This is a genomic window from Mastigocoleus testarum BC008 (assembly GCF_001456025.1).
GTDB classification, from domain to species: domain Bacteria; phylum Cyanobacteriota; class Cyanobacteriia; order Cyanobacteriales; family Nostocaceae; genus Mastigocoleus; species Mastigocoleus testarum.
Genome location: NZ_LMTZ01000048.1, coordinates 1 through 19,919 on the forward strand (window position 1 = coordinate 1; position 19,919 = coordinate 19,919).

General features: G+C 37.3%; 15 protein-coding genes and 1 pseudogene. 8 read left to right on the forward strand and 8 right to left on the reverse strand.

Annotated features, from left to right (window positions below; genetic code table 11):
- Positions 1-125 precede the first annotated feature (125 nt).
- Both BC008_RS09200 and msrB read right to left on the reverse strand, forming a co-directional pair.
- The gene (locus tag BC008_RS09200) at positions 126-1,703 is read right to left on the reverse strand and encodes a GMC family oxidoreductase (protein ID WP_027845888.1); all 1,578 of its coding nucleotides are present in this window, start codon (positions 1,701-1,703) and stop codon (positions 126-128) included.
- 205 nt (positions 1,704-1,908) lie between these two features.
- Positions 1,909-2,325 (reverse strand): peptide-methionine (R)-S-oxide reductase MsrB, encoded by a 417-nt coding sequence (gene msrB / locus BC008_RS09205; protein ID WP_027845889.1) that lies wholly within the window; start codon positions 2,323-2,325, stop codon positions 1,909-1,911.
- Between msrB and BC008_RS51225 the strand changes: the two genes are divergently transcribed.
- Positions 2,324-2,461, forward strand: coding sequence for a hypothetical protein (locus BC008_RS51225; protein ID WP_235595837.1), 138 nt, complete (start codon positions 2,324-2,326; stop codon positions 2,459-2,461). The two genes, msrB and BC008_RS51225, sit on opposite strands and share 2 nt — an antisense overlap.
- Positions 2,462-2,683: 222 nt before the next feature.
- Complete coding sequence (locus BC008_RS49350) at positions 2,684-2,830, forward strand: hypothetical protein (RefSeq protein WP_161938095.1); 147 nt, start codon at positions 2,684-2,686, stop codon at positions 2,828-2,830.
- Here the strand turns inward: BC008_RS49350 and BC008_RS09210 are convergent.
- Both BC008_RS09210 and BC008_RS09215 read right to left on the reverse strand, forming a co-directional pair.
- The gene (locus tag BC008_RS09210) at positions 2,819-3,598 is read right to left on the reverse strand and encodes a hypothetical protein (RefSeq protein WP_027845890.1); all 780 of its coding nucleotides are present in this window, start codon (positions 3,596-3,598) and stop codon (positions 2,819-2,821) included. The genes BC008_RS49350 and BC008_RS09210 overlap by 12 nt on opposite strands.
- Before the next feature lie 318 nt (positions 3,599-3,916).
- On the reverse strand, positions 3,917-4,498 hold the full coding sequence (locus BC008_RS09215) for a TetR/AcrR family transcriptional regulator (RefSeq protein ID WP_036267703.1): 582 nt from the start codon (positions 4,496-4,498) through the stop codon (positions 3,917-3,919).
- A gap of 116 nt (positions 4,499-4,614) precedes the next feature.
- Between BC008_RS09215 and BC008_RS09220 the strand changes: the two genes are divergently transcribed.
- Entirely contained in the window at positions 4,615-5,295 is a 681-nt protein-coding gene (locus BC008_RS09220; RefSeq protein WP_027845891.1) for an NADPH-dependent F420 reductase, read from the forward strand.
- Between the two features lie 427 nt (positions 5,296-5,722).
- Complete coding sequence (locus tag BC008_RS09225; RefSeq protein WP_027845892.1) at positions 5,723-7,447, forward strand: cation:proton antiporter; 1,725 nt, start codon at positions 5,723-5,725, stop codon at positions 7,445-7,447.
- A gap of 120 nt (positions 7,448-7,567) precedes the next feature.
- Here BC008_RS09225 and BC008_RS46210 read toward each other — a convergent pair.
- A pseudogene (locus BC008_RS46210) lies at positions 7,568-7,687 on the reverse strand (LuxR C-terminal-related transcriptional regulator); the annotation flags it as partial.
- A 567-nt stretch (positions 7,688-8,254) separates the two neighbouring features.
- Here BC008_RS46210 and BC008_RS09230 point away from each other — a divergent pair.
- Positions 8,255-8,761, forward strand: coding sequence for a DUF1622 domain-containing protein (locus BC008_RS09230; protein ID WP_235595836.1), 507 nt, complete (start codon positions 8,255-8,257; stop codon positions 8,759-8,761).
- A gap of 45 nt (positions 8,762-8,806) precedes the next feature.
- Here the strand turns inward: BC008_RS09230 and BC008_RS09235 are convergent, their stop codons facing one another.
- Positions 8,807-12,463: a WD40 domain-containing protein gene (locus BC008_RS09235; RefSeq protein WP_027845181.1), complete on the reverse strand. Its 3,657-nt coding sequence runs from the start codon at positions 12,461-12,463 to the stop codon at positions 8,807-8,809.
- 521 nt (positions 12,464-12,984) lie between these two features.
- Here BC008_RS09235 and BC008_RS09240 point away from each other — a divergent pair.
- The 3 genes from BC008_RS09240 to BC008_RS46215 all read left to right on the forward strand — a co-directional run bounded on the left by BC008_RS09240 (position 12,985) and on the right by BC008_RS46215 (position 14,289).
- Complete coding sequence (locus tag BC008_RS09240) at positions 12,985-13,386, forward strand: hypothetical protein (RefSeq protein ID WP_027845180.1); 402 nt, start codon at positions 12,985-12,987, stop codon at positions 13,384-13,386.
- A gap of 282 nt (positions 13,387-13,668) precedes the next feature.
- Positions 13,669-13,857: a hypothetical protein gene (locus BC008_RS49355; protein ID WP_161938096.1), complete on the forward strand. Its 189-nt coding sequence runs from the start codon at positions 13,669-13,671 to the stop codon at positions 13,855-13,857.
- Between the two features lie 204 nt (positions 13,858-14,061).
- Positions 14,062-14,289, forward strand: coding sequence for a hypothetical protein (locus tag BC008_RS46215; protein ID WP_072207707.1), 228 nt, complete (start codon positions 14,062-14,064; stop codon positions 14,287-14,289).
- 445 nt (positions 14,290-14,734) lie between these two features.
- Here BC008_RS46215 and BC008_RS09245 read toward each other — a convergent pair whose 3' ends face one another.
- Entirely contained in the window at positions 14,735-18,679 is a 3,945-nt protein-coding gene (locus BC008_RS09245) for a hypothetical protein (protein ID WP_027845179.1), read from the reverse strand.
- Between the two features lie 581 nt (positions 18,680-19,260).
- Entirely contained in the window at positions 19,261-19,566 is a 306-nt protein-coding gene (locus BC008_RS09250; protein WP_027845178.1) for a hypothetical protein, read from the reverse strand.
- Positions 19,567-19,919: the final 353 nt, after the last annotated feature.

Sequence of the window (19,919 nt, forward strand, 5' to 3'; positions counted from 1 at the left end):
TAAGACCTTGCCATTGGAATTGTCCAGACTAATCACTTCTCGATCTATCTTACCTTACGTCCTAACTAAGCTGGCGATTGCTATATCAGTAAAAATTTGGTTGTAGCGTTCAAAAGTTAATGGTTTTATGAACTTTTAGTTTCTAAAAGACTAGCAATTTTTTCTGCGATCGCAATAGTAGGAGCATTCGTATTTCCACTAGTAATTTTGGGCATAATTGAAGCATCTATAACCCTTAGCCCTTCAATACCATGCACCTGTAATTGTGAGTTGACAACCGCCATTGTATCGTTACCCATTTTGCAAGTTCCAACAGGATGATAAAGAGCTTCTGCAATTTTGCGAACATAAGCAGCTATTTCTCTATCCTGCTTGACCTGTATTCCGGGAAGCATTTCTTCACCCCGAAATCTATCTAATGCTTTTGCTTGAAGAATTTGACGACAAAGTCTAACGGAAGCAATTAAGGTCTGTAAATCTGCTTCGCGACTCAAAAAGTTGGGCTGAATTAGGGGTGAAGCTAAAGGATCTGCACAACGTAAACGAATATGTCCCCTGCTTTGAGGATGCAATAGCGTAGCACCTAGAGTGAAAGCATACCCTTTTATTTTGTTAAAACCATGATTTTGAAAATAAGCAGGTGCAAAGTGAAATTGCAGGTCTGGAGTTTTGGAATTGGGACTAAGTTTAACAAATCCTCCAGCTTCAGCAATATTGGAAGTTATGGGACCGACTTTCCGAAGGAAGTATTTCAATAAATTACCTGGAGTATTTGCCTTATCTAAAGAAATCGGTTTCGTGCAATTATAAATAACACCAGCAGTTAAATGGTCTTGTAAGTTTTGTCCAACCCCTGGCAAATTTGCGATCGCCAGAATTCCTAAATCTTTGAGGTGCTCAGCACAACCAATCCCAGAAAGCATCAGTATCTGAGGAGAATTAATTGCTCCAGCGGATAAAATTACTTCTTGTCTGACTTTAGTTTGACAAGTAACTTTACTATTATGAATATACTCCACGCCAATTGCTCGATTTGCTTTAAACAAAATACGTGTTACTTGAGCACTGGTATGAATTGTGAGATTAGCTCGATTACGACATGTTTTTAAGTAAGCTGCTGCTGCACTACATCGCGACCCATTTTTTTGAGTGACTTTATATATTCCTACCCCTTCTAGCTCTGAAGAGTTAAAATCTTGACTATAGGGAATTCCAACTTCTACAGCAGCTTCTACAAATGCTTGAGATAAAGGGCTGACATGACGTAAATTAGCAATATGAAGTGGACCGTAGAGACCGTAATCTTCAGAATCTCCCTGCTGTTTTCGATTTTCTGCTTTTTTGAAGTAGGGTAGTACTTCCTGAAAACTCCATCCTTGATTTCCTAATTCACTCCAATAATCGTAGTCATAACTGTGTCCGCGAATATAAATCATGGCGTTTATGGAACTAGAACCACCAATTACTTTCCCCCGTGGAATGTATAGTTGGCGGTTATCCATATGCAATTGTGGCTCTGTGTAATAGTTCCAATCGTATTTACTTTTAAATAATTTAGGATAAGCAGCAGGGATATGAATTTCTTGCTTTGAGTCGGGTTTACCTGCTTCTAACAGAAGTACGCTAATATTTGGATTCTCTGTAAGACGACTTGCCAGTACACAACCTGCCGAACCGGCACCTACAATGATGTAGTCATATATCATACACCTTTCTATTCTCCAGGGGAATGATAATCTATAATTTACTACGATTCAATAAAAAACCACCAGTTATGGCGGTATGCAGTCAGAATTTACATTAGAATTGGATGTTAACAGACATATCCAAAACCATCTTTGTATTATCCCAAATTCTTATGGAGACGTAGCATGCTACGTCTCTACATATAAAATTAAGAAACCTAATCTAAGCGGATTCAGCAGGTTTAAACTCAAGGGAAACACCATTCATGCAATAACGTTGACCTGTTGGTGCAGGACCATCGTTAAATACGTGACCAAGGTGACCGCCACAACGACTACAATGTACTTCAACCCTGGTCATAAAGAAACTTTTATCTACAGTTGTTTCTATCGCACCTTCAATGGGCTGATAAAAACTGGGCCATCCTGTACCACTGTTAAATTTAGTTTCTGATGTAAAAAGTGGTTGTTCGCAAGCAGCACAGTAATAAGTACCAGCTTCATAATTTTTGTCTAGAGGACTGGTTCCAGCACGCTCGGTACCGTGTTTCCGCAGAACCCGAAATTGCTCTGGAGTCAAAATTTCGCGCCATTCGGCTTCGGTTTTATTAACTTCAAATTTGTTTTGTGATGTTGTCATGATTGCTGACCTGATAAATGGATTGGGGAATAAAGATGCGGTACAAACTGTAACAGCACCAACTTCCAAAAAATATCGTCTTTTCATCTTGGAGCATTTAGCTGCTAAATTACTAGCTGCTCAGGTCTTAAAATAAATTAACTCTTTTATGGTATCAAAACATAAAACTTATATCTTTGAGGGGGTGTCAAAGAAAAAGAAATTACTAGACTTTTTATAGTAAAAATAGCGGATTGTAACTAAGTGAGGTACAGTTCAAAAACTGAAAGTCAGTTATAATGCTGGTTCCCGTCTTCTGCTGTGCTTACGCCCCGCAATACTTACAGTACGCTATCGCTAGCCGCTAACGTCCGTAAGAATGCGGCGACCTGTCCTGTTAGCAAAGCGGGGTGCGACAGCCCATAATTCTGCTATAAATGCACGTAAATCATATGCTGGTTTAACCCAGATTTTGCAGTTGATAAAAAATAATGATCGCTTGGATCGTTACGTGCTAATTAAATGAAATTAAAGCATTTGAACTGCGACTGCAGAGCGAGCGCTTACGCAAGCCTTCATGAATTAGATTGCGCTCTGAATCAATCATTGGTGTTACACCCAAAGCTTTAAGAACTTTTTCATCCATGACACCAAGAACAATAGGAGCTAGTTCTCCATTTTCTGGAAGCCAACCGGGTGCATGTAGCTCTGGCGCTGACAACACTTCCTGGTTATGAAGCAGGTCGAATAATATTTTTCCTAGGACGTGGGTATTTTCATCCCCACTTTCGATAATACGATTCTCTTTAAAAGTAGTTAGCCATTGTTCCAGTTCTTCTATAGAATTTGGAACATTATGAATATCCATAGCTGCACCGACATCATTAATCCAGAAGTTAAACCACAAAACTTTTTCTTCTAAACTCACAGGAGATGATGAGAAATTATTTGAAAAGCGGATCCCTTCACACACAAACACTGCGACTATCATCAAAAATTCATCTGGATATTGCTCAGTACTCATGCTCGAACGTGCATGGGTCTGATTCATTCGTTGCAATGCTTTACTGTCTACCCCCTCTTGTACAATATTCCAAAGTAGCCTAAGAGTACTTAAAAAACGTTGTTTTGGCTGTTTTTCTATATAACCAACTTCTCTGTCAAGACGTGCAATCAGTGGAGTTGCGAAAAACCAAGCAAAAGCAGCAACCATCGCCCAGAAAAACATCTCTGGACGTTTGTCAACAAGCTTGCGGATCGCTTCCATATCTTTATTTTGTTCAATTGCAACCATTTAATAACCCTATTATCAGTAAAGTTGGAAACTATACTTAGTCAATTATACTTACTTCAGCTATCAGGAAGAGCATTATTTTGAAATGGATAATAAAAGCATATGAAAGGATATTCAACAGTAGTTTATAAGCTTTGATGTAACTAATTAGTCTGCTAATCTCCTACAATATACTTAATTTTCTTGCATGCAAACTAACAAGCGGAACTACACAATTTTCTACTTAACTAAAAGTTTGTAATACAAGCTTGAATGCTGATAAATCACTTCTCAATATTTGACTTAAAAGCAAATTATTGTTACGGACTTACTATTTATTTACGTTGGAGTGTTTGCATAAGCCTCAATCATCATTACAGCAGCTTTATATAACTTTACTCCATTACTGTGTTGATTAAAAAGTCGGCGCTCTGTAAATGCTCCGTCAACTAACATCAGTAATGCTGCACTGAGTTCCTTTGCTTTTTTTATACCTATTAATCTGGCTAGCTCTTCCATCCGATCACGCATCTTCTGTTTGTGAGCGATCGCTACCTGATGTCCGGGGTAATCTGGCTCGGGAAATTCGGAAGCTACTATCAAAAATGGACAACCATAACTATCATCACTGCTTAATAGACCGTCAATCCAGGCAAAAATCCCTAGTAATTGCTCCTTGGGCTTACCCGAATGCTGATTTACTACCTCATCAAATGACTCCCAGAATCGCTGATTTCGTTCTTCTAAATAGGCTGCAACCAAATCATCCTTAGACGGAAAGTATCGATACAGAGTTGTTTTTGCAACTTCAGATTTAGCAATAATAGTATCTACCCCGATCGCTCGAATACCTTCTTGATAAAAAAGCCGATCTGCGATCGCTAAAATCCTTTCTTTTGCATTACTCTGAGTTCTGGGCATGTTTCGATCCTAATTTTTTCTAAAAACTCAATTATAACTTGACAAAATACAGACCTGTCTGTTTCCATAAGATTATTAATTCAATACAGACCTGTCTGTTTATAAGGGATTTCAAAATGAAGATTGGTATTATCGGTAGTGGAAATATGGGTCGCTCTCTGGGTATTCTTTGGGCTGAACAAGGACATCAAGTTTTCTTTGGTGCTCGAACTGCAGAAAAGGGAAAAGCAGTTGCAGAGTTTGCCAAACTAGGAACACAAGGTGGTAGCAACGATGAAGCAGCAATGTTTGGGGATGTTTTGTTGTACTCAGTGCGGGGTGTCAATCCTGAAGATGTCTTTACGTCGACTGAAGTTTTGACGGGTAAAACTTTGATCGATCCGAATAACTTTGAAATTCCAGAAGACTTTAAATATCAACCAATTATAAAATCTCTTGCAGAAAAATTAGCAGAAGAAGTTCCAAATGCTTCTGTAGTCAAAGCATTTAATACCATACCAATGGAAGTTTTTGAACTTGCACCCGAACCATTAAAAGAGCATAACGTATCTGTATTTATCGCAGCCGATAACTTGGAAGCAAAGCAGGTTGTGGTGCAACTAGTTCAGGATATTGGATTTAATCCAATTGATTCTGGAAATCTTCGCAACGCTCGTTTGATTGAAGGACTAGCAGATTTGGAGCGATTTTTGATTATTCATCAGCAAATGGGAGGATACGCAGTACCTTCTATTAACTTTTTACCCGCAGCACAAATACAAAGGCTTGGTGGGCGACAAGCTTCTAATTTGAAATAGATGAGATATATACTACTACGTAGTTAGGTTAGGAAATTGGTGAATCCTGTTTGTCCTACGGACACGCTATAGATATCGCGTGTCCGCACGACGTCTTTTGACTTGCGCTCAGCACTATAGTATGTTCTGCCTATGTACTCCACCACATTAATTTAGATAGGTAAATTAAGGTTCGTAGTAGCACTTTAGCGCTTTAATATCAAGGCTTTACCGGCGCTATTAGCGTTAGCGTGTCCATCAGGACATAGCCCAACTACAAACCCCTTAAAACCTATGTGGTGGAGTACTAGTACCTACAAATACGAAAAAATACTGAAAGATTAGTATATAAAATATCTAATTTCTACTTGGAAATCAGTTAAATATTTACTCGGTGTCACGTTACTCTTTAAAGTGAAATTACCGATCTACCAAACAAGGCGGAAACATGGCGGCAGAACACAGTCTAATTCTAGATTTTACCATTGTTCTTGGATCTGCAGCATTAGGGGGATATGTAGCAAACCGTTTGCGTCAACCTGTTTTACTGGGGTATTTAGCAAGTGGACTTATAGTTGGTCCTTTTGGTTTTAAGCTATTGAACGATGTCAACTTAATTAAGTCTTTGGCTGAAGTTGGCGTTGCTTTTCTTCTGTTTGCTTTGGGTGTTGAATTTTCCTTGGCTGAACTTAAACGAATTAAAGATATCGCCATAAAAGGAAGTTTATTACAAATAGGGCTAACTGCTACTTTAGTAACCCTTGTGACGATAATGCTTGGTTGGGCTTCTGGACTGACCCAAGGTATTTATCTTGGGGCTGTGCTATCCCTATCGTCCACTGCGGTTGTATTAAAAACGCTCACAGAAAGAGGTGAGACCAATACATTACATGGTCAAATTATGCTGGCAATTTTAATTGTTCAAGATTTGGCTCTTGGTGTAATGTTAGCGATTTTACCAGCTTTGAAAGAACCAGAAAATCTGGGTTCGCTATTAGGTATTGCTTTGCTCAAAATTATAGTTTTTGTTGCAGTAGCGTTGGTATTGAGTCGTTGGGTCATACCCCGTTTTATTCGTAGTATTGCAGCAACTGAAAACAATGAATTATTTTTATTAGCAGTAACTGCTCTCTGTTTAAGTGTCGCATTATTTACAGGTTATCTAGGAATCTCCATTGAGATGGGAGCATTCGTTGCTGGATTAATGCTTTCGGAAATTGAATATTCAGACCAAGCCCTAGCAAAGGTTTTACCTTTACGAGACACCTTTGCAAGTCTTTTTTTTGCTTCTATTGGAATGCTGATCGATCCAGGTATTATCGTCAACAATTTTGGCACCATCTTGGGATTGGTCATACTAGTAATGTTGGGTAAAGCTGCAATTATTCTGGGAATTGTTCTTAAGTTTGGTTATTCTCTCAAAACAGCACTAATTACCAGTTTTGGTATCAACCAAATTGGTGAATTTTCCTTTGTTTTAGAACTTGTAGGTTTGGATTTAGGGCTAATTAGCAACGATATCTATCTTTTACTTTTGGGAACAACAGCAATTACCTTGGTACTTACTCCTATTTGGCTGAATAATGCACCATTCCTTGCTCATAAATTAACCCAAATACCGTTTTTAGTAAAATATTTGCAACGCTTTGAACAACCAAAATCTCTTTCCATCCCAGAAACTATTAATTCTCATGTGGTGGTAGCTGGTTACGGTAGAGTAGGACAAGTAATTGTCAATATTCTACAAGGTCAGGGGTATCCAGTTCTGGTAATCGATAACAGTGAAGCTGCTATTCAAAACCTTAGGAATCACCAAGTACCCTATATTTTTGGCGATGCTGATTCGGAACTAGTTTTGGAAAAAGCACATTTAGCAACTGCAAAAGCCTTAGTTGTTGCTTTACCTGATCCCGCAAGTACCCGTTTACTCTTAAAACGCGCTTTTTTGATTTCTCCAGGATTAGAAGTCATTGCGCGATCGCACACCGATCAGGAAATCGATCTTCTAACTAACATGGGTGCGAAGGAAGTGGTACAACCTGAATTTGAAGCAGCTCTGGAAGTAGGAAGACATTTATTAATAACTTTGGGTGAATCGGAAAGTCACGTTCGTAATTTGATTTATAATATCCGGGCTGACCGATATGTGAGTATTCGACCGCAAAAAATCTAATGCTTCAATCTCCAACTGTTTTGTTTAATTTCTGTTATTTAGTGTACTTATATATCTCTGTAGCTCTTTTTTCAGCAAGCCTTTAATGTATTATCAATTAATTCATTTTATTTGCATTCATCAAAGATTAGCTATTCCTCGTTTCAATGCAGTAATTACAGCCTGAGTTCTGTCATTAACCTGTAATTTACTAAGAATATTATTGACGTGAAATTTAACTGTTCCCTCAGTAATAGAAAGCTTTTTAGAAAATTATTACTCAACTGCAGACATAACGGGTGTATATAAACAGGACTTACGCAGCGATAGCGGATCCGCAAGGTAGCGCAGCTATAGCGTGTCCGCAGGACATAGATTTATCATTGCGACCGGAACGTAGTGCAGGGTTAGCGGAGCGTCTCCGTTTAGGAGATAGCAATCTCACGGATTTTGGCGTTAGCGGATCCGCAAGGTAGCGCAGCTATAGCGTGTCCGCAGGACATATACGTCGCTGTCGCTTTTCCTAAAGGAAACGCAATACCTACGGTACGCTTCCGCTAAGCGCTAACGTAATGACGTAATTACGTTTATTTTGCGTAAGTCCTGATAAACATTGAATTTGGGTGAGAAATTTGTGGAAACCTGAATATTGCAGAATCGCGTGGGTGATTTGTGACTAACAGAATAGGTGCAGGTGCCTATGCCTTAGGTACCGTATCTGGTTTACTAAAAAGTGGGGAATATATGCAAAGTCAAAAAAATATTAGCGTAACAACTATAACAAGGTAAAATAAGCTGCATTTAATATGAATTATTAAAGTTATAGTCATGTCAATATTGGTCTCTGTGTTTACTTTTGGAATTAATCCGATCCAAAGACTAGCCTTAGAAAAATCTTGGTATGCTATTGCTACTGCGACAGAAAAGACTCATTCAGGAAATATTGAAAATTTTAATCATTTTGCCGAAGGTATTTTACTGCAGATGGCATTTTTGCTCAAAATCGGTATTGAATGTATTGCTCTGTTGATTCTTGCTTGGGGAATTTTGAGAAGTATCCAGAAGCTACCATCACTTCTCAAACATACTGATCGTCAAAAAGCTTTATTATCACTCCGTCTCAAATTAGGAATGTCTTTAGCTGTGTCTTTAGAGTTTCTTTTAGCAGCAGATATTGCAGCAACTGCTGTATCACCTAGTTGGGATGCATTGGGAAAACTTGCAGCAATCTCGGGAATAAGAACTTTCCTCAATTTTTTCTTGCAAAAAGAAGTTCACGAATTAGAAGAGAAAAAATCAAAAACTTTAACAGAACAGTCATCAGTTAACAGTTAACAGTTATCAATTACCTATTACCGATATTTAAAACCAAAACAATAATTATGATTGTTCAATTTTCTCTACTGCACCCAAAGCTTTCAGAGACGCTTTTTCAGCATCTGTCAAACCAGTAATACCTGTAATTTCCATACCCTCATAAAAACGCTTGGACTTTAGTTGCCTCAATCGGCTACAATTTCGCACATCCCAAAGTTGAATATTTTCATCTTCACTACCACTGGCAAGTAAATTACCATCAACACTAAAACTAACCGATCGGATTGGTGCTGTGTGCCCATGTTTAAGTGTGTCTTGACAAACCCCGCGATCTACATCCCATAACTTCACAGTCATGTCACCACTACCACTAGCAAGAAGGTTGTCAATTTTATGAGAGGATTCCGTACAAACAGGTCTGAATTTTACTGAGTAAATTTGTTTTGTGTGTCCCTCCAGGGTATACAAACATTCCCCCGTATTAAAATTCCAAATTTTGATAGTGTTGTCTTCGCTACCACTTGCCAGAATTTTTCCATCAGGACTAAACGCCACTGACCAAACAAAATTTTTGTGGTCTGTTAAAGTTCTGATACATTCTCCTGTGTGAATATCCCATATTTTTATTGTAGTATCGGCACTACCACTGGCAAGGGTAAGTCCATCAGGACTAAAAGCAACCGCCCATACTGAGTAAGTATGTCCTTCTAATATCCTGAGGCACTCACCAGTATTGATATCCCAGATTCGAATTGTGTTATCCTCACCACAACTGACAACAGTTTTCCCATCTGGGCTGAAGATAACTTTCCATACCCAGTTACTGTGTCCTGAAAGGGTTTGAATACAAGTACTATTATCAGTATCTCTAATATCCCAAAGCTTTACGGTGTTGTCTGCACTACTGCTAGCAAGAATTTGCCCATCAGGACTAAATGCCACAGAACGAATTCGTCCTTGATGTCCAATCAGAGAGTGATGTTCGTAGGTACTTAAATCCCATAAGCCAATACTGCGATCGTCGCGACCACTAGCAAGAATAATTTTATTGTCTGGCAGAAGGGGACTAAAAGCTACTGAATAAACGTCACGAGTATAGCCCTGCAGCACATTTAAACATATTCCTGCTCCTACATCCCAAAGCCTGATAGTTTGATCGTCACTGCAACTTAACAGGGTGCGTCCATCAGGGTTAAAAGCGATCGCCCATACTTGGCTTTCATGTCCCACCAAATTAAACAAACATTCCCCGGTATTGGCATCCCATAGTTTAATTGTCCGATCTTCGCTGCAACTAGCAATAATTTTGCTGTCTGGGTCTGGGCTAAATCGTACTGAATAAACTTGTTTTGCGTGTCCCTCAAATGTGAGTTGACATTCACCCGTATGGATATTCCATAATTTAACTGTCTTGTCTTTGCCACTACTTGCTAAAAATTCCCCAGATGGGCTAAAAGAAACAGACAAAGCACCTTTGCTATGTGCCGTTAAGCTTTTGAAGAATTTTCCTGTATTGACATCCCAAAGTTTAACGCTGCCATCATAACTAGCACTAGCAAGAATCCTAGAATCTTTAGGATTAAATGTTACTGACCATACCCAATCAGTATGACCCTGAAGGGTTTTGAGACATTTACCAGTGTTAACGTTCCATAATCTAATAGTTTGATCTTCGCTAGCACTCGCCAAAATTCCACCATCTGCACTGAATGCTACTGAGTAAATTTTATTTGTATGTTCTTGAAGTGTTCTCAGACACTCACCCGTACGAACATCCCATATTTTAATAGTATAATCTGCACTACCGGTAGCAATGATTTGACAATCGGGGCTAAAAGCAAAAGCCCAAGCCCAGGTATTATGACCTTTATATATACGTAATTGCTTAGTATCAGAAGTTCGCCATAAACGAAGCTCTCCATTGATCAAACCTGTAGCAAAGTATTCTCCATCAGGGCTGAACTTAACTGATACTAAGCTAGACATTGTTTCAGAAAATACTGAACCTGTAAGGTCAGCATTATTAAAGCTGGTACGCTGCAGGTTAACATCTTCCAGATAAGCTTGCCAGATAGTTAAATCTGAAAAATCGCGCCCACTTAAATCTTTTGGAGATTTTTCTATTTGTAATTGGCGCAGTAAATTAATTAAGTTACCTGCAGCATAACCCTTTTTTCGCAAAGACTCCTCTTGTAAATTGTTGAGCATTCGCCGCAAATGAGATTCCAGTCCCCCCACACCAAAGATGTTGTTTAACTTTTGTTTTACTGGTTCTAGAATCAGACGCTCTTGGGTTTTATGAATATAATCGAGGGAACGCGCTTTCATTAAGGGATAGGTATTAATAAATTCTATTGAATTCCCTTGGCTAATATCTTCCGTGGCTTGTTCTATCAACTTTTGTGTGACGTATTCCATCACTACAGATTGCTGTCGAAAACCACTGCGATCTTTTTCTTTCTCAATTAGCGATCGCCGCAACAGTGATTCAACTGCTTCTAATATTCTAATCGCTGGTTCTGAACGAATTAAATCTTGTTGCAGTTCCCTTAAAGAAACATATTCCCGATGAACTGCTAACCAGTACATCAATTGTTTTTCTAATTCTGATAAACGATTAAATTGTTTATCTAAAACGGCGCGAATGTCTCCATAAACTGCAGTTTGTTGCTGAATTTGATTGAGAAATTCCGTGACGTTATTACTAAATAAATCATAGATTGTGGTAGAAACTATCTTCAAAGCTAATGGATTACCGGAGTATCTTATCAGTAATTCACGTAATTGACTGTCGGAACAAGAACATCCTTTATCTTGAAGAATAGCTTTTGCTTCTTCTATGTCTAATCCCCTTAGTTGCGATACTTTGACTGGGAGATTTTTCCCTTCCAGTGCTGCTACTTCTTTGGGTTTTTCCCGGCTAGTTAATAACAGACAACTTTCGTGGGCACTTTCTGCTACCTTTTTAAATAGATCGCCATATTTCTCATACCCTGGTTGATACTCTCCTGCTCGCTCGAGGGCTTTACCCTCACCACTACGTAATACAGATTCGACGTTATCTAAAATTACTAAACAACGGTGTTTTTGTAAGGTATCAATTAGACGCAGTATCTTGGTATTATCGTCGTTTGGTAAATCGAGTTCTGCATCATGGGGTAAAAAACGTAATAACTGAGTGAGAATATCTCCCAAAGATGGAGCATTACGGAGCGAGCGCCAAATTAAGTGTTGAAAACTTCCCTGTACTTTTCTGGAAATTCGTGCTGCTAAAACTGTTTTACCTATTCCTCCAATTCCCAATATCGCCACCAATCGACAGCGTGGAGAATCAACACCCTCAATCCACTGCTCTAACTCTAAAAGCTCTTCATCTCGACCCCGAAAATCCGCGACGTCAACTGCCTCACCCCAGTCTTCACGAATTAAACGTTTATCTGCTTGACTCGTTTGCTCTTGGTATGAAGTTAATAGCCTTTGTTTAAGGTTATGCAGTTTTTTGTTGCTGCTACCTTCAATATTAAACTTACGGTAGCACTCTCCTAGTCTTTTTCGTACCGCTGACTGGGATATTCCCAATTTGTCAGCAATTTCAGAACCTAAATTATCTTCTAATGCCAGCAGTAGAGCACGTAATTCAGTGTTCGTCACACCATTCCTCGCTGCTAGCTCCGTAATGAAATTTTCTGGCAGTTGGGACATATCGGCAGCGCTCATCATTTTCATACTAGCTCCACACAATATATCAATATGTGAGATAACACCTTATAGCATGACTAAAAAAATTCTAAAATAGTATGTATCTCACTTCACGGTATTCAATTTTTTAGGTGTTTTTTTTAACTAAAATTTCTAGTTGGCAGAAACTCTCTTAAAAGGCTTTATAAACTTGATATTTGATTATTAAATCTCTCTCTTAATTGTTAGTTTTTTATCATATTTCATATTTTCCAGTATAAAGTAATGCTTTTATTATAGTAATGTGAGAAAAAAACTGGGACATAAAGATAAAATAATTTACACGAACCAATAGGACCTATCAAGAAATTTTATTTTTATACTTGCAATTCATATCAATGTGTACTATTTTATAAGTATGTTATCTGTACGTGAGCTTGGTGTGAGAGAGGTAGTTAAAAGTAGCTTTACGCTTTTGGGCTGATATAGTTCTTATCTGTACATTACCAATTGTAGCGATCGCTGCTAATCGAGACAATAGCAAGCTATCGGAGAAATCAATTATGACCTTCTCACCATTTTCTGAATTTTTTAGCAATTCTAATGGTATGAAAATGTATTTGGATGTAGGAGATGTATCTGTGAAACCATCATCTGTATTCAAGTTACAAAAGAAGAAAAGACAAGGTATTTCTCCGCAGGAATCATGCTTGTTCGAGTTACATCCTGCTTTTTCTCACATGACTGTATTATTGATGGAATCTGTCTTGTTAACTGGACACGGCGAGTTCATGACTCGCAGTAAAAAGGAGAACTATCAAATAGCAATTCAGTTTTCTGGACATATTAGTCATCGTTACCGTTTGAATCGTCAGGAAATCGAGGAAGTTCAAATTATGTACGATAATATTTTGGAAAATTGGATTGCTTGGAAACAATCCGATAAAGGAAAAGTACAAGGGTAAAGTACTAACTCGTAGTTCGTAACTCTTTATCAGATTTCTGCAAGGGTTTGAAAAAATTTATTGACCCACCCCATAAACTAAAATCATAGGCATGATGAATTGGTGAACAATCTTCCAACGAAAAACAAAGCAATTTTGCGCAGACAATAGAATATCTACAACTAATTTTTGAGACACTTTGAGAAATTTGGCTTTTGATCAAACGAGAAGTTGACGAGCCGGTGAAGCGAACTAATCACTTCCCGGTTTTTTTAGTGACTTTTTTAACGTAAGGATAGTGCCATGAGAAATAACGATCTACTAGTAATGGTTTTGACAACAATTGCAATCCTCATTGTTAGTTATGTTAAATCTGTTGACCTCAAAAAAATGAATAGAAATGAAAACACGCCTACGATTAATCTACAGCGATTAGCAAATATTTTCCCAAATCAAGGGGCTTATAGCCCCCACAGAAAATATTCAAAATAAGCCCGAACTGAATAAAAGTATCTTCTAATGATTAGTGTGCTCGAAAAATATCAGTACGAGTGAGTTGTAGTTAGCAAAGTCATCGATTGCATCAAGTTTACCAACTTCTACTTTTTCAAAAAGTAACTATGTGGAGGTGATGTATCAGCAATAGTTTTACGGTGCAAAAAGATAAATCCAAGTATTCATTGTGAGCATAGAGCTATGAATAAAAATCAACACAGCTATTTATTTAGATTTGTTTCTCATTTCATTAAATTCTTTTCGTTAGCATTATTCGGTCTGACAATTGCTTATGTAATGTCTGTGGTTTTTGATAGATTAGATTTGGCTGCCACACTGTTGCCAATAGTATTTGATTGGATTTGTCGCTTGGGAATTATTCTACTTTGTTTAATAGCTACAACTATGGTAGTTGAGTCCCTGCGTTAAAAACATTAATAGCTCGAGTTTATCGGTTAAATTTAGTTCATTGCAATAAATAGTTTCTCACATTTTTACTACCTCAATATTTTTGGGTGTAATCTACATATAAGGTATCCTTAATAAGATGGTAGGGTAATAAAATTAACTTTATAAATCATTATTACTCACTTCCTACCATTTTATTCTCAGGTAACTTATTTGTATTGGGTACATTAATAACCTAGTAATTGCGGCGGAAATAAAGCACCCGTTTATCAAAGGTCAAAGCTAGAAAAAACAGTACTTTTACTGTGTTAACGTCCCCTGCGTTAATACCCAAAGGGCGCGGTCTGTTTTAACTTCCGCGCAACGGTACTGGTTAATAAACCAACAAAATTTATAGTTATCTATTTACAGTCATCTAAATTATAAATAGGTTTGATGTCTCAAATGAGATAGACTATTCTATTTGCTAATTCCATTCTTTAAACTCATCGCTTGTGTTACGAATTAAACTACTAATTTTATTCCGATGATTTTCAAAATTAGCAGCAATTAAAATTAATATAATACCAATAAATAAACCAATTACCCATTTAGTAAATGGATAGTTATAAATTAAAACTACAAATTGATAAATAGTTGTCATCAAGAATGTAGTCGTACCAACATAAAGAAAAGCCCGAACTCGCAAAGCTAATCCAGCAAATATTGCAACTATACTTAAAATTCCCGGAATGAATGCTACATTTTGATTGAAAATAGCAGCCCACCCACAAACTATACACGTTCCTAATAATCTTAAATAATGTTTCTTTTCTTTAGATTCTATCTTTTGTAATTGGGGGTCGAATTGGGCAATATATAACAACGAAAAACCAATTAAACTAACATACCATAAAGGGTCCACAAAATTTAAAGTTAAGAACAAACGCCATATTGCCCAATTAACTAATACAAGACTGACATAGCTGATACGGAAATTAACTTTTATTATTGTGAGAAAAATATAGTAACTAGCCACTATTAACAAAGTTACGGGAGAAATATCAAATTTGGTTAAATATATGATAATTAGTGGCAGAACATATGCTAAATTTTTCCAAGGTTTTTTTGACCAGCCCCAATTTTCCCAAGGTAATATATAAACAAAGTAAGCTAACAGACAAAAAATTGCTGCTTGCCAAGGAATTAAAATGCCATTAAATATTTTTCCTATCGGTGTATTCCATAAGAAAATACTAATGAAGCCTGCTTGTAAGAAACCCAAATAAACCCAAATTTCCTCTCCTTTAATATTATTCCAAATAGGTTGAGAATTAGGATCTATTCGACCTTGAAAAATTGCATACCTAACTAAAAATACACCAACCCCAAATCCTAGCATTTGTTGTTCAATAGGAGCCGATAGTGATGATATGAGTAAAAAACTACTCCAAGCCCAATGAAAATGGGATATGGTTTGTAATTCAACTAATGTTAAACATAAATAATTCTTTAGCCAAGGTGATAAAACTCGGTAGCCATACATAATTGTAGTACCGAGTGCAGACATCGCAATCAAAGCATCGCCATAAGCTTCCCCTGAAGCTTGTGATATTTGGTAGAGCAATAATTCATATCCTGCTAGGGATACACCAATAATTCCCAGGTAAAGTAATGGTTTTAATTTTTGAGTGCGTCGTCCCACACCGATGAAGATTAAAGCTACGGCTAATGAAGATAAACCAGTCCAATTCTCAAAGGTTTGATAGCGCAGTAAAAGTCCAAATGAGCCATACACTAGTGGTAGGATATGCCAGCGTTGCGGAAGTGTTCGTAATTGATGTTTTTGTCTCCACCATTCTCCAAATAGTTGGATTATTAAACCAAGGGCTATATTTGCAACTGTAATTTTGACGAGCGATGTTTCCCCAAATCCTAATATTTGCGCAATAAATAATTCCAAAGACCAAGCAATACCATAAAATGTCCAATTGCTAGGTGCATCCCAACTACGAAATGCTAACGCACCCATATTTATTGCAATTGCAAATGGATACATGAATTTTGTTTCTGTTTGTCCCAGATAAACCAACAGGGTGTGAATACAAAGTAAAAATATTTCCGTACCGCACAACACCATTCCCCACTTGTCAGTAGCATCAGTATATATTGCTGCTAAATGATTTTCCTGACTGGCTAGCAATCGGCGAACAACCCACAAACACAGAATAATTAATGCTCCCGCTAAAAACCAAGCTTCTACTAAAGATTTAGATTTAGCTAGAATCTCCCACAACATACTTGCAAAAGAAGCGAGAATAAAGCCAACTGTAATTACTGCAAATTTTTTCTTTCTTAGATAGTTAGTGTTGATAAACATCAACCCAACACCAACTCCCAAACCTACTAATCTCGTACCATGCAATGGTAAAGTTAATAACTGTGCCACAAATAAAGCGATCGTTCCCAGTAAAGCATTTGTATTGCGTTCCGAATCATTATGACCCAGTTTGTTGTAGCGAGTAGCATTTATTGTGAGTGCAATTGGTGTTACCAGCCAAATTAATCCCCAATTCCCACTATTTACTTCCAATCCATACCATTGAGCTAATATATCAACCGATAAAAGTACAAAACTTTCTGCAGCTAGCCCTAAACCAACATACCACGCACTACGTCGCCATATTCCTTCACCAATACTACAAAACCACTCTGCAACCATCAAAACTAATAAAATAACAACCCAATATTCCTTACTTAGATTGGGTAGAAACAAATTTATTCCGGCGCTCAGTGCGAGTATTCCAGTAATATGGGTTAAATAAACAAGATTAATATTTTTTTTATTTGTTCTGTGGTTTTGTTTGTTCTGTTTAGACCTGAAGCTGTGCTTGCAAGTAACAACTCCTAAAGTAATACTGGATAAAAGTAAATTCAGAAAGCGTAGAGTTGGATTTAATATTGAAGTAATAGTTAGTACTACACCCAAATTAAAGGTTAATTGTTCGCCAAATTCTGCTAATTCTAATTTTTCACGTTTGTATAATCTATTTGCAAATGCCACCATGAAAATTATGTAAGGAAACAGGGTGACACTAAGTAAACTCCAAGGTTGGGAAATAGAACTGGTAATTTGAGTCGCAGTAGAAATAAGAGTCGTTTGTAATTCTGCAGGGATTAATCGCCAACCCAACCAAACTGTTTGCAAGCCAATTATAAAAATTGCTCCAAGGTCAAATTTTAAACTGTATATTCGTAAACGCCGATTAAATAACCATAATCCCAATCCACTGATGGCGATCGCCTGTTGGGGTTGATTTGTAACTGTCAGCAACCAACTCCCTATTAACAAAGTACTACCAATTAATTGCCACGAAATATTAAGGGTAGGAAGTGTAGAAGATTTATTTACTTTGGTTTGAGGACGAAGTGTTAACCAATTAATTAACCAACCACAAATACCAATTGCTAAACCTAGCTGTGTAGGATCGATACGAACAACAAAGATGGCTCTTGCTAAAAGTACCAGTAAACTGTAAATTACTACCGCAACGATTAGACCCATACCCAAAAAAGATTTTTTGTCTTCGGCTTGCAAGGGTATGAATATTTTTCGGTTAAAAGCTTGAATAATAGTAGCTATAGTCGTTCCAATTGTGGCAATATAAACAGCTATTAAAGGTATCCCAGGAATTTTCCAACCCCAATGTAAATAGCTTAAAGCCAGAACATTTACCAAATATAATTTTCCTACAGGTAAATGTCCCGCAAATAGACGATGATTGCAAAGTAAATTGGTAATAATTGTTAGAGATATAGCGGCGATCGCAATTACAGTCCACTCTAAAGGATTATTCCATAAACCAAAACTATCTATTGCCCAAAAGTTTATTGGTATTAACAACAAGGTAATAGTAAGTAATGTCCCTGCAGTTAAGCGAAGATTTGGCTGTCTTCCAGCCCAAAAACTTGCGCCCCAAAAAGTCAAGGTGTAAGCCCATAACACTCCATACTGTCCAGATGCTGGAAATTTACCCCACTGACTTGCAGCAAGTACTCCAGAAGAGATAACTACTAGAAACATTCCCAAAAATAGCAACCAACGAACGCTGAGTTCTGCCAGTAAAGATTGCAACATTGCTGCAAATATATTAGGTGCTGCTAAACTTTGTGATGCTTCTGTGGGGTCGCTGTGAGCCTTAGTTGCTAGAGTTTGAGAAACTTTTACTGACTTGTCTGATGTTTTTTGGTTTTGAGTTCGTAATATTGCTTGACATACCAAAAACTCTCGACATATATGTTTGACTTGAGAATCGGATATCAAACCTAATTTTAATAAACTATCAAGCCCCGATAGCAACTCAGGATGATTCCTGGGCAGTATAATTTCTAGATTATTTGGACTATTTGGACGCTCAAATTGCGATCGCATTTTTATGCATCCCGAATACTTTACATTAATATCATCTCTATGATGACAGTATTTTTTGACTTTATCTGTGACAGTTGTTTTTTTGTCTGTATTTATACTTAAATTTATTTAGTTTCAAGGAATTTATGAAAAAAATATTGTCACTAATAATTATAGAAACAACAATAAAATTTTTATGGAATAAAATACTGAAATAACCTAAACACGGTTAATAACTCTATTTTTATTTTGGATTGTGAAGAGTACCAACATGGGTCTGACTTTTTGCTGAGATCGGAGTCAAAATAAAAATTAAGAAGTGTGAATATTTTTTACATTAAATTCCCTGGCTAAGTATAAATTCACTCTATTTTTGCAAAAAAAGAATTCCAGCAACAGAGAACGCAAAAATCATGAAATCCCCCCAAACACCTCTTTATTAAGGGGATTTTGGTTATTTTCCCCATTTGAAGCAGTACTTGAAGGGAGGGTTAGGGGGACAAAATCTGACAAACTTGTAATGAGCAAACTACGTTAATTAGGGAATTAAGGCTTTTTGTCTATCTTAAGTATAAATATCTAAATACTTGTTCGGCGGATGATTAAGAAGCTTCTCCGATACTTAAAGCATCCCGAGCTTCGATTAGAGCATTACGGAATTGATAACTAGCTTCTACAATTGCGCCTCTCTGTTGAGCATTCAATGTGCTGTAAGGTTTAGCAGCAACTTGTCCTTGAGTAAAAAATGGCTCTACTGTTTTCAAACAAGCTTGATAAGTTTGCTCTACTTTTGTTGCTAAGTCAGCATTTTTCTCTTTAACTAGTTCTGCAAATGGTTCGTACTGAGAATAAATCCCGATCCAATTATTCTTAAAGATTAATAAGCGAATGGCACTAAGAAAAGCCACAAGCTATGCAAAATAAGCACTATAGCTTTTCAAGCAATTTAATAATTAAAGGATAGTTTAGGAGGTTGTTCTTGATGCAATATCTTCACTTGGGGCCACGAATGGACAGCATGGAGCGATTGATCTGCAGGTTTCCGCTGTGCTAACGCTCCGCTACGCTACGCACCTACGATAAGCGGGGTTATCCATGCCGCAGGCACACTGTAGCGAATGGATGAAACAAGTATGTAAGGACGATGTAAAATTTGTTGTGGGTAGAAAAGCTTACTCGTTCATGAAATACTTTCTTTGATACGAGCAAGCCAACAGATAAATACTACTGTGACACTACGAGTACAAATCCTCAAGAATAA

Excerpts from the sequence above, each read along its gene's own strand:
- BC008_RS51225 (WP_235595837.1), top strand. The coding sequence starts at position 2,324 with ATGATTGCTGACCTGATAAATGGATTGGGGAATAAAGATGCGGTACAA.
- msrB (WP_027845889.1), bottom strand. The coding sequence starts at position 2,325 with ATGACAACATCACAAAACAAATTTGAAGTTAATAAAACCGAAGCCGAA.
- BC008_RS49350 (WP_161938095.1), top strand. The coding sequence starts at position 2,684 with ATGCGGCGACCTGTCCTGTTAGCAAAGCGGGGTGCGACAGCCCATAAT.
- BC008_RS09210 (WP_027845890.1), bottom strand. The coding sequence starts at position 3,598 with ATGGTTGCAATTGAACAAAATAAAGATATGGAAGCGATCCGCAAGCTT.
- BC008_RS09215 (WP_036267703.1), bottom strand. The coding sequence starts at position 4,498 with ATGCCCAGAACTCAGAGTAATGCAAAAGAAAGGATTTTAGCGATCGCA.
- BC008_RS09220 (WP_027845891.1), top strand. The coding sequence starts at position 4,615 with ATGAAGATTGGTATTATCGGTAGTGGAAATATGGGTCGCTCTCTGGGT.
- BC008_RS09225 (WP_027845892.1), top strand. The coding sequence starts at position 5,723 with ATGGCGGCAGAACACAGTCTAATTCTAGATTTTACCATTGTTCTTGGA.
- BC008_RS09230 (WP_235595836.1), top strand. The coding sequence starts at position 8,255 with ATGTCAATATTGGTCTCTGTGTTTACTTTTGGAATTAATCCGATCCAA.
- BC008_RS09235 (WP_027845181.1), bottom strand. The coding sequence starts at position 12,463 with ATGATGAGCGCTGCCGATATGTCCCAACTGCCAGAAAATTTCATTACG.
- BC008_RS09240 (WP_027845180.1), top strand. The coding sequence starts at position 12,985 with ATGACCTTCTCACCATTTTCTGAATTTTTTAGCAATTCTAATGGTATG.
- BC008_RS49355 (WP_161938096.1), top strand. The coding sequence starts at position 13,669 with ATGAGAAATAACGATCTACTAGTAATGGTTTTGACAACAATTGCAATC.
- BC008_RS46215 (WP_072207707.1), top strand. The coding sequence starts at position 14,062 with ATGAATAAAAATCAACACAGCTATTTATTTAGATTTGTTTCTCATTTC.
- BC008_RS09245 (WP_027845179.1), bottom strand. The coding sequence starts at position 18,679 with ATGCGATCGCAATTTGAGCGTCCAAATAGTCCAAATAATCTAGAAATT.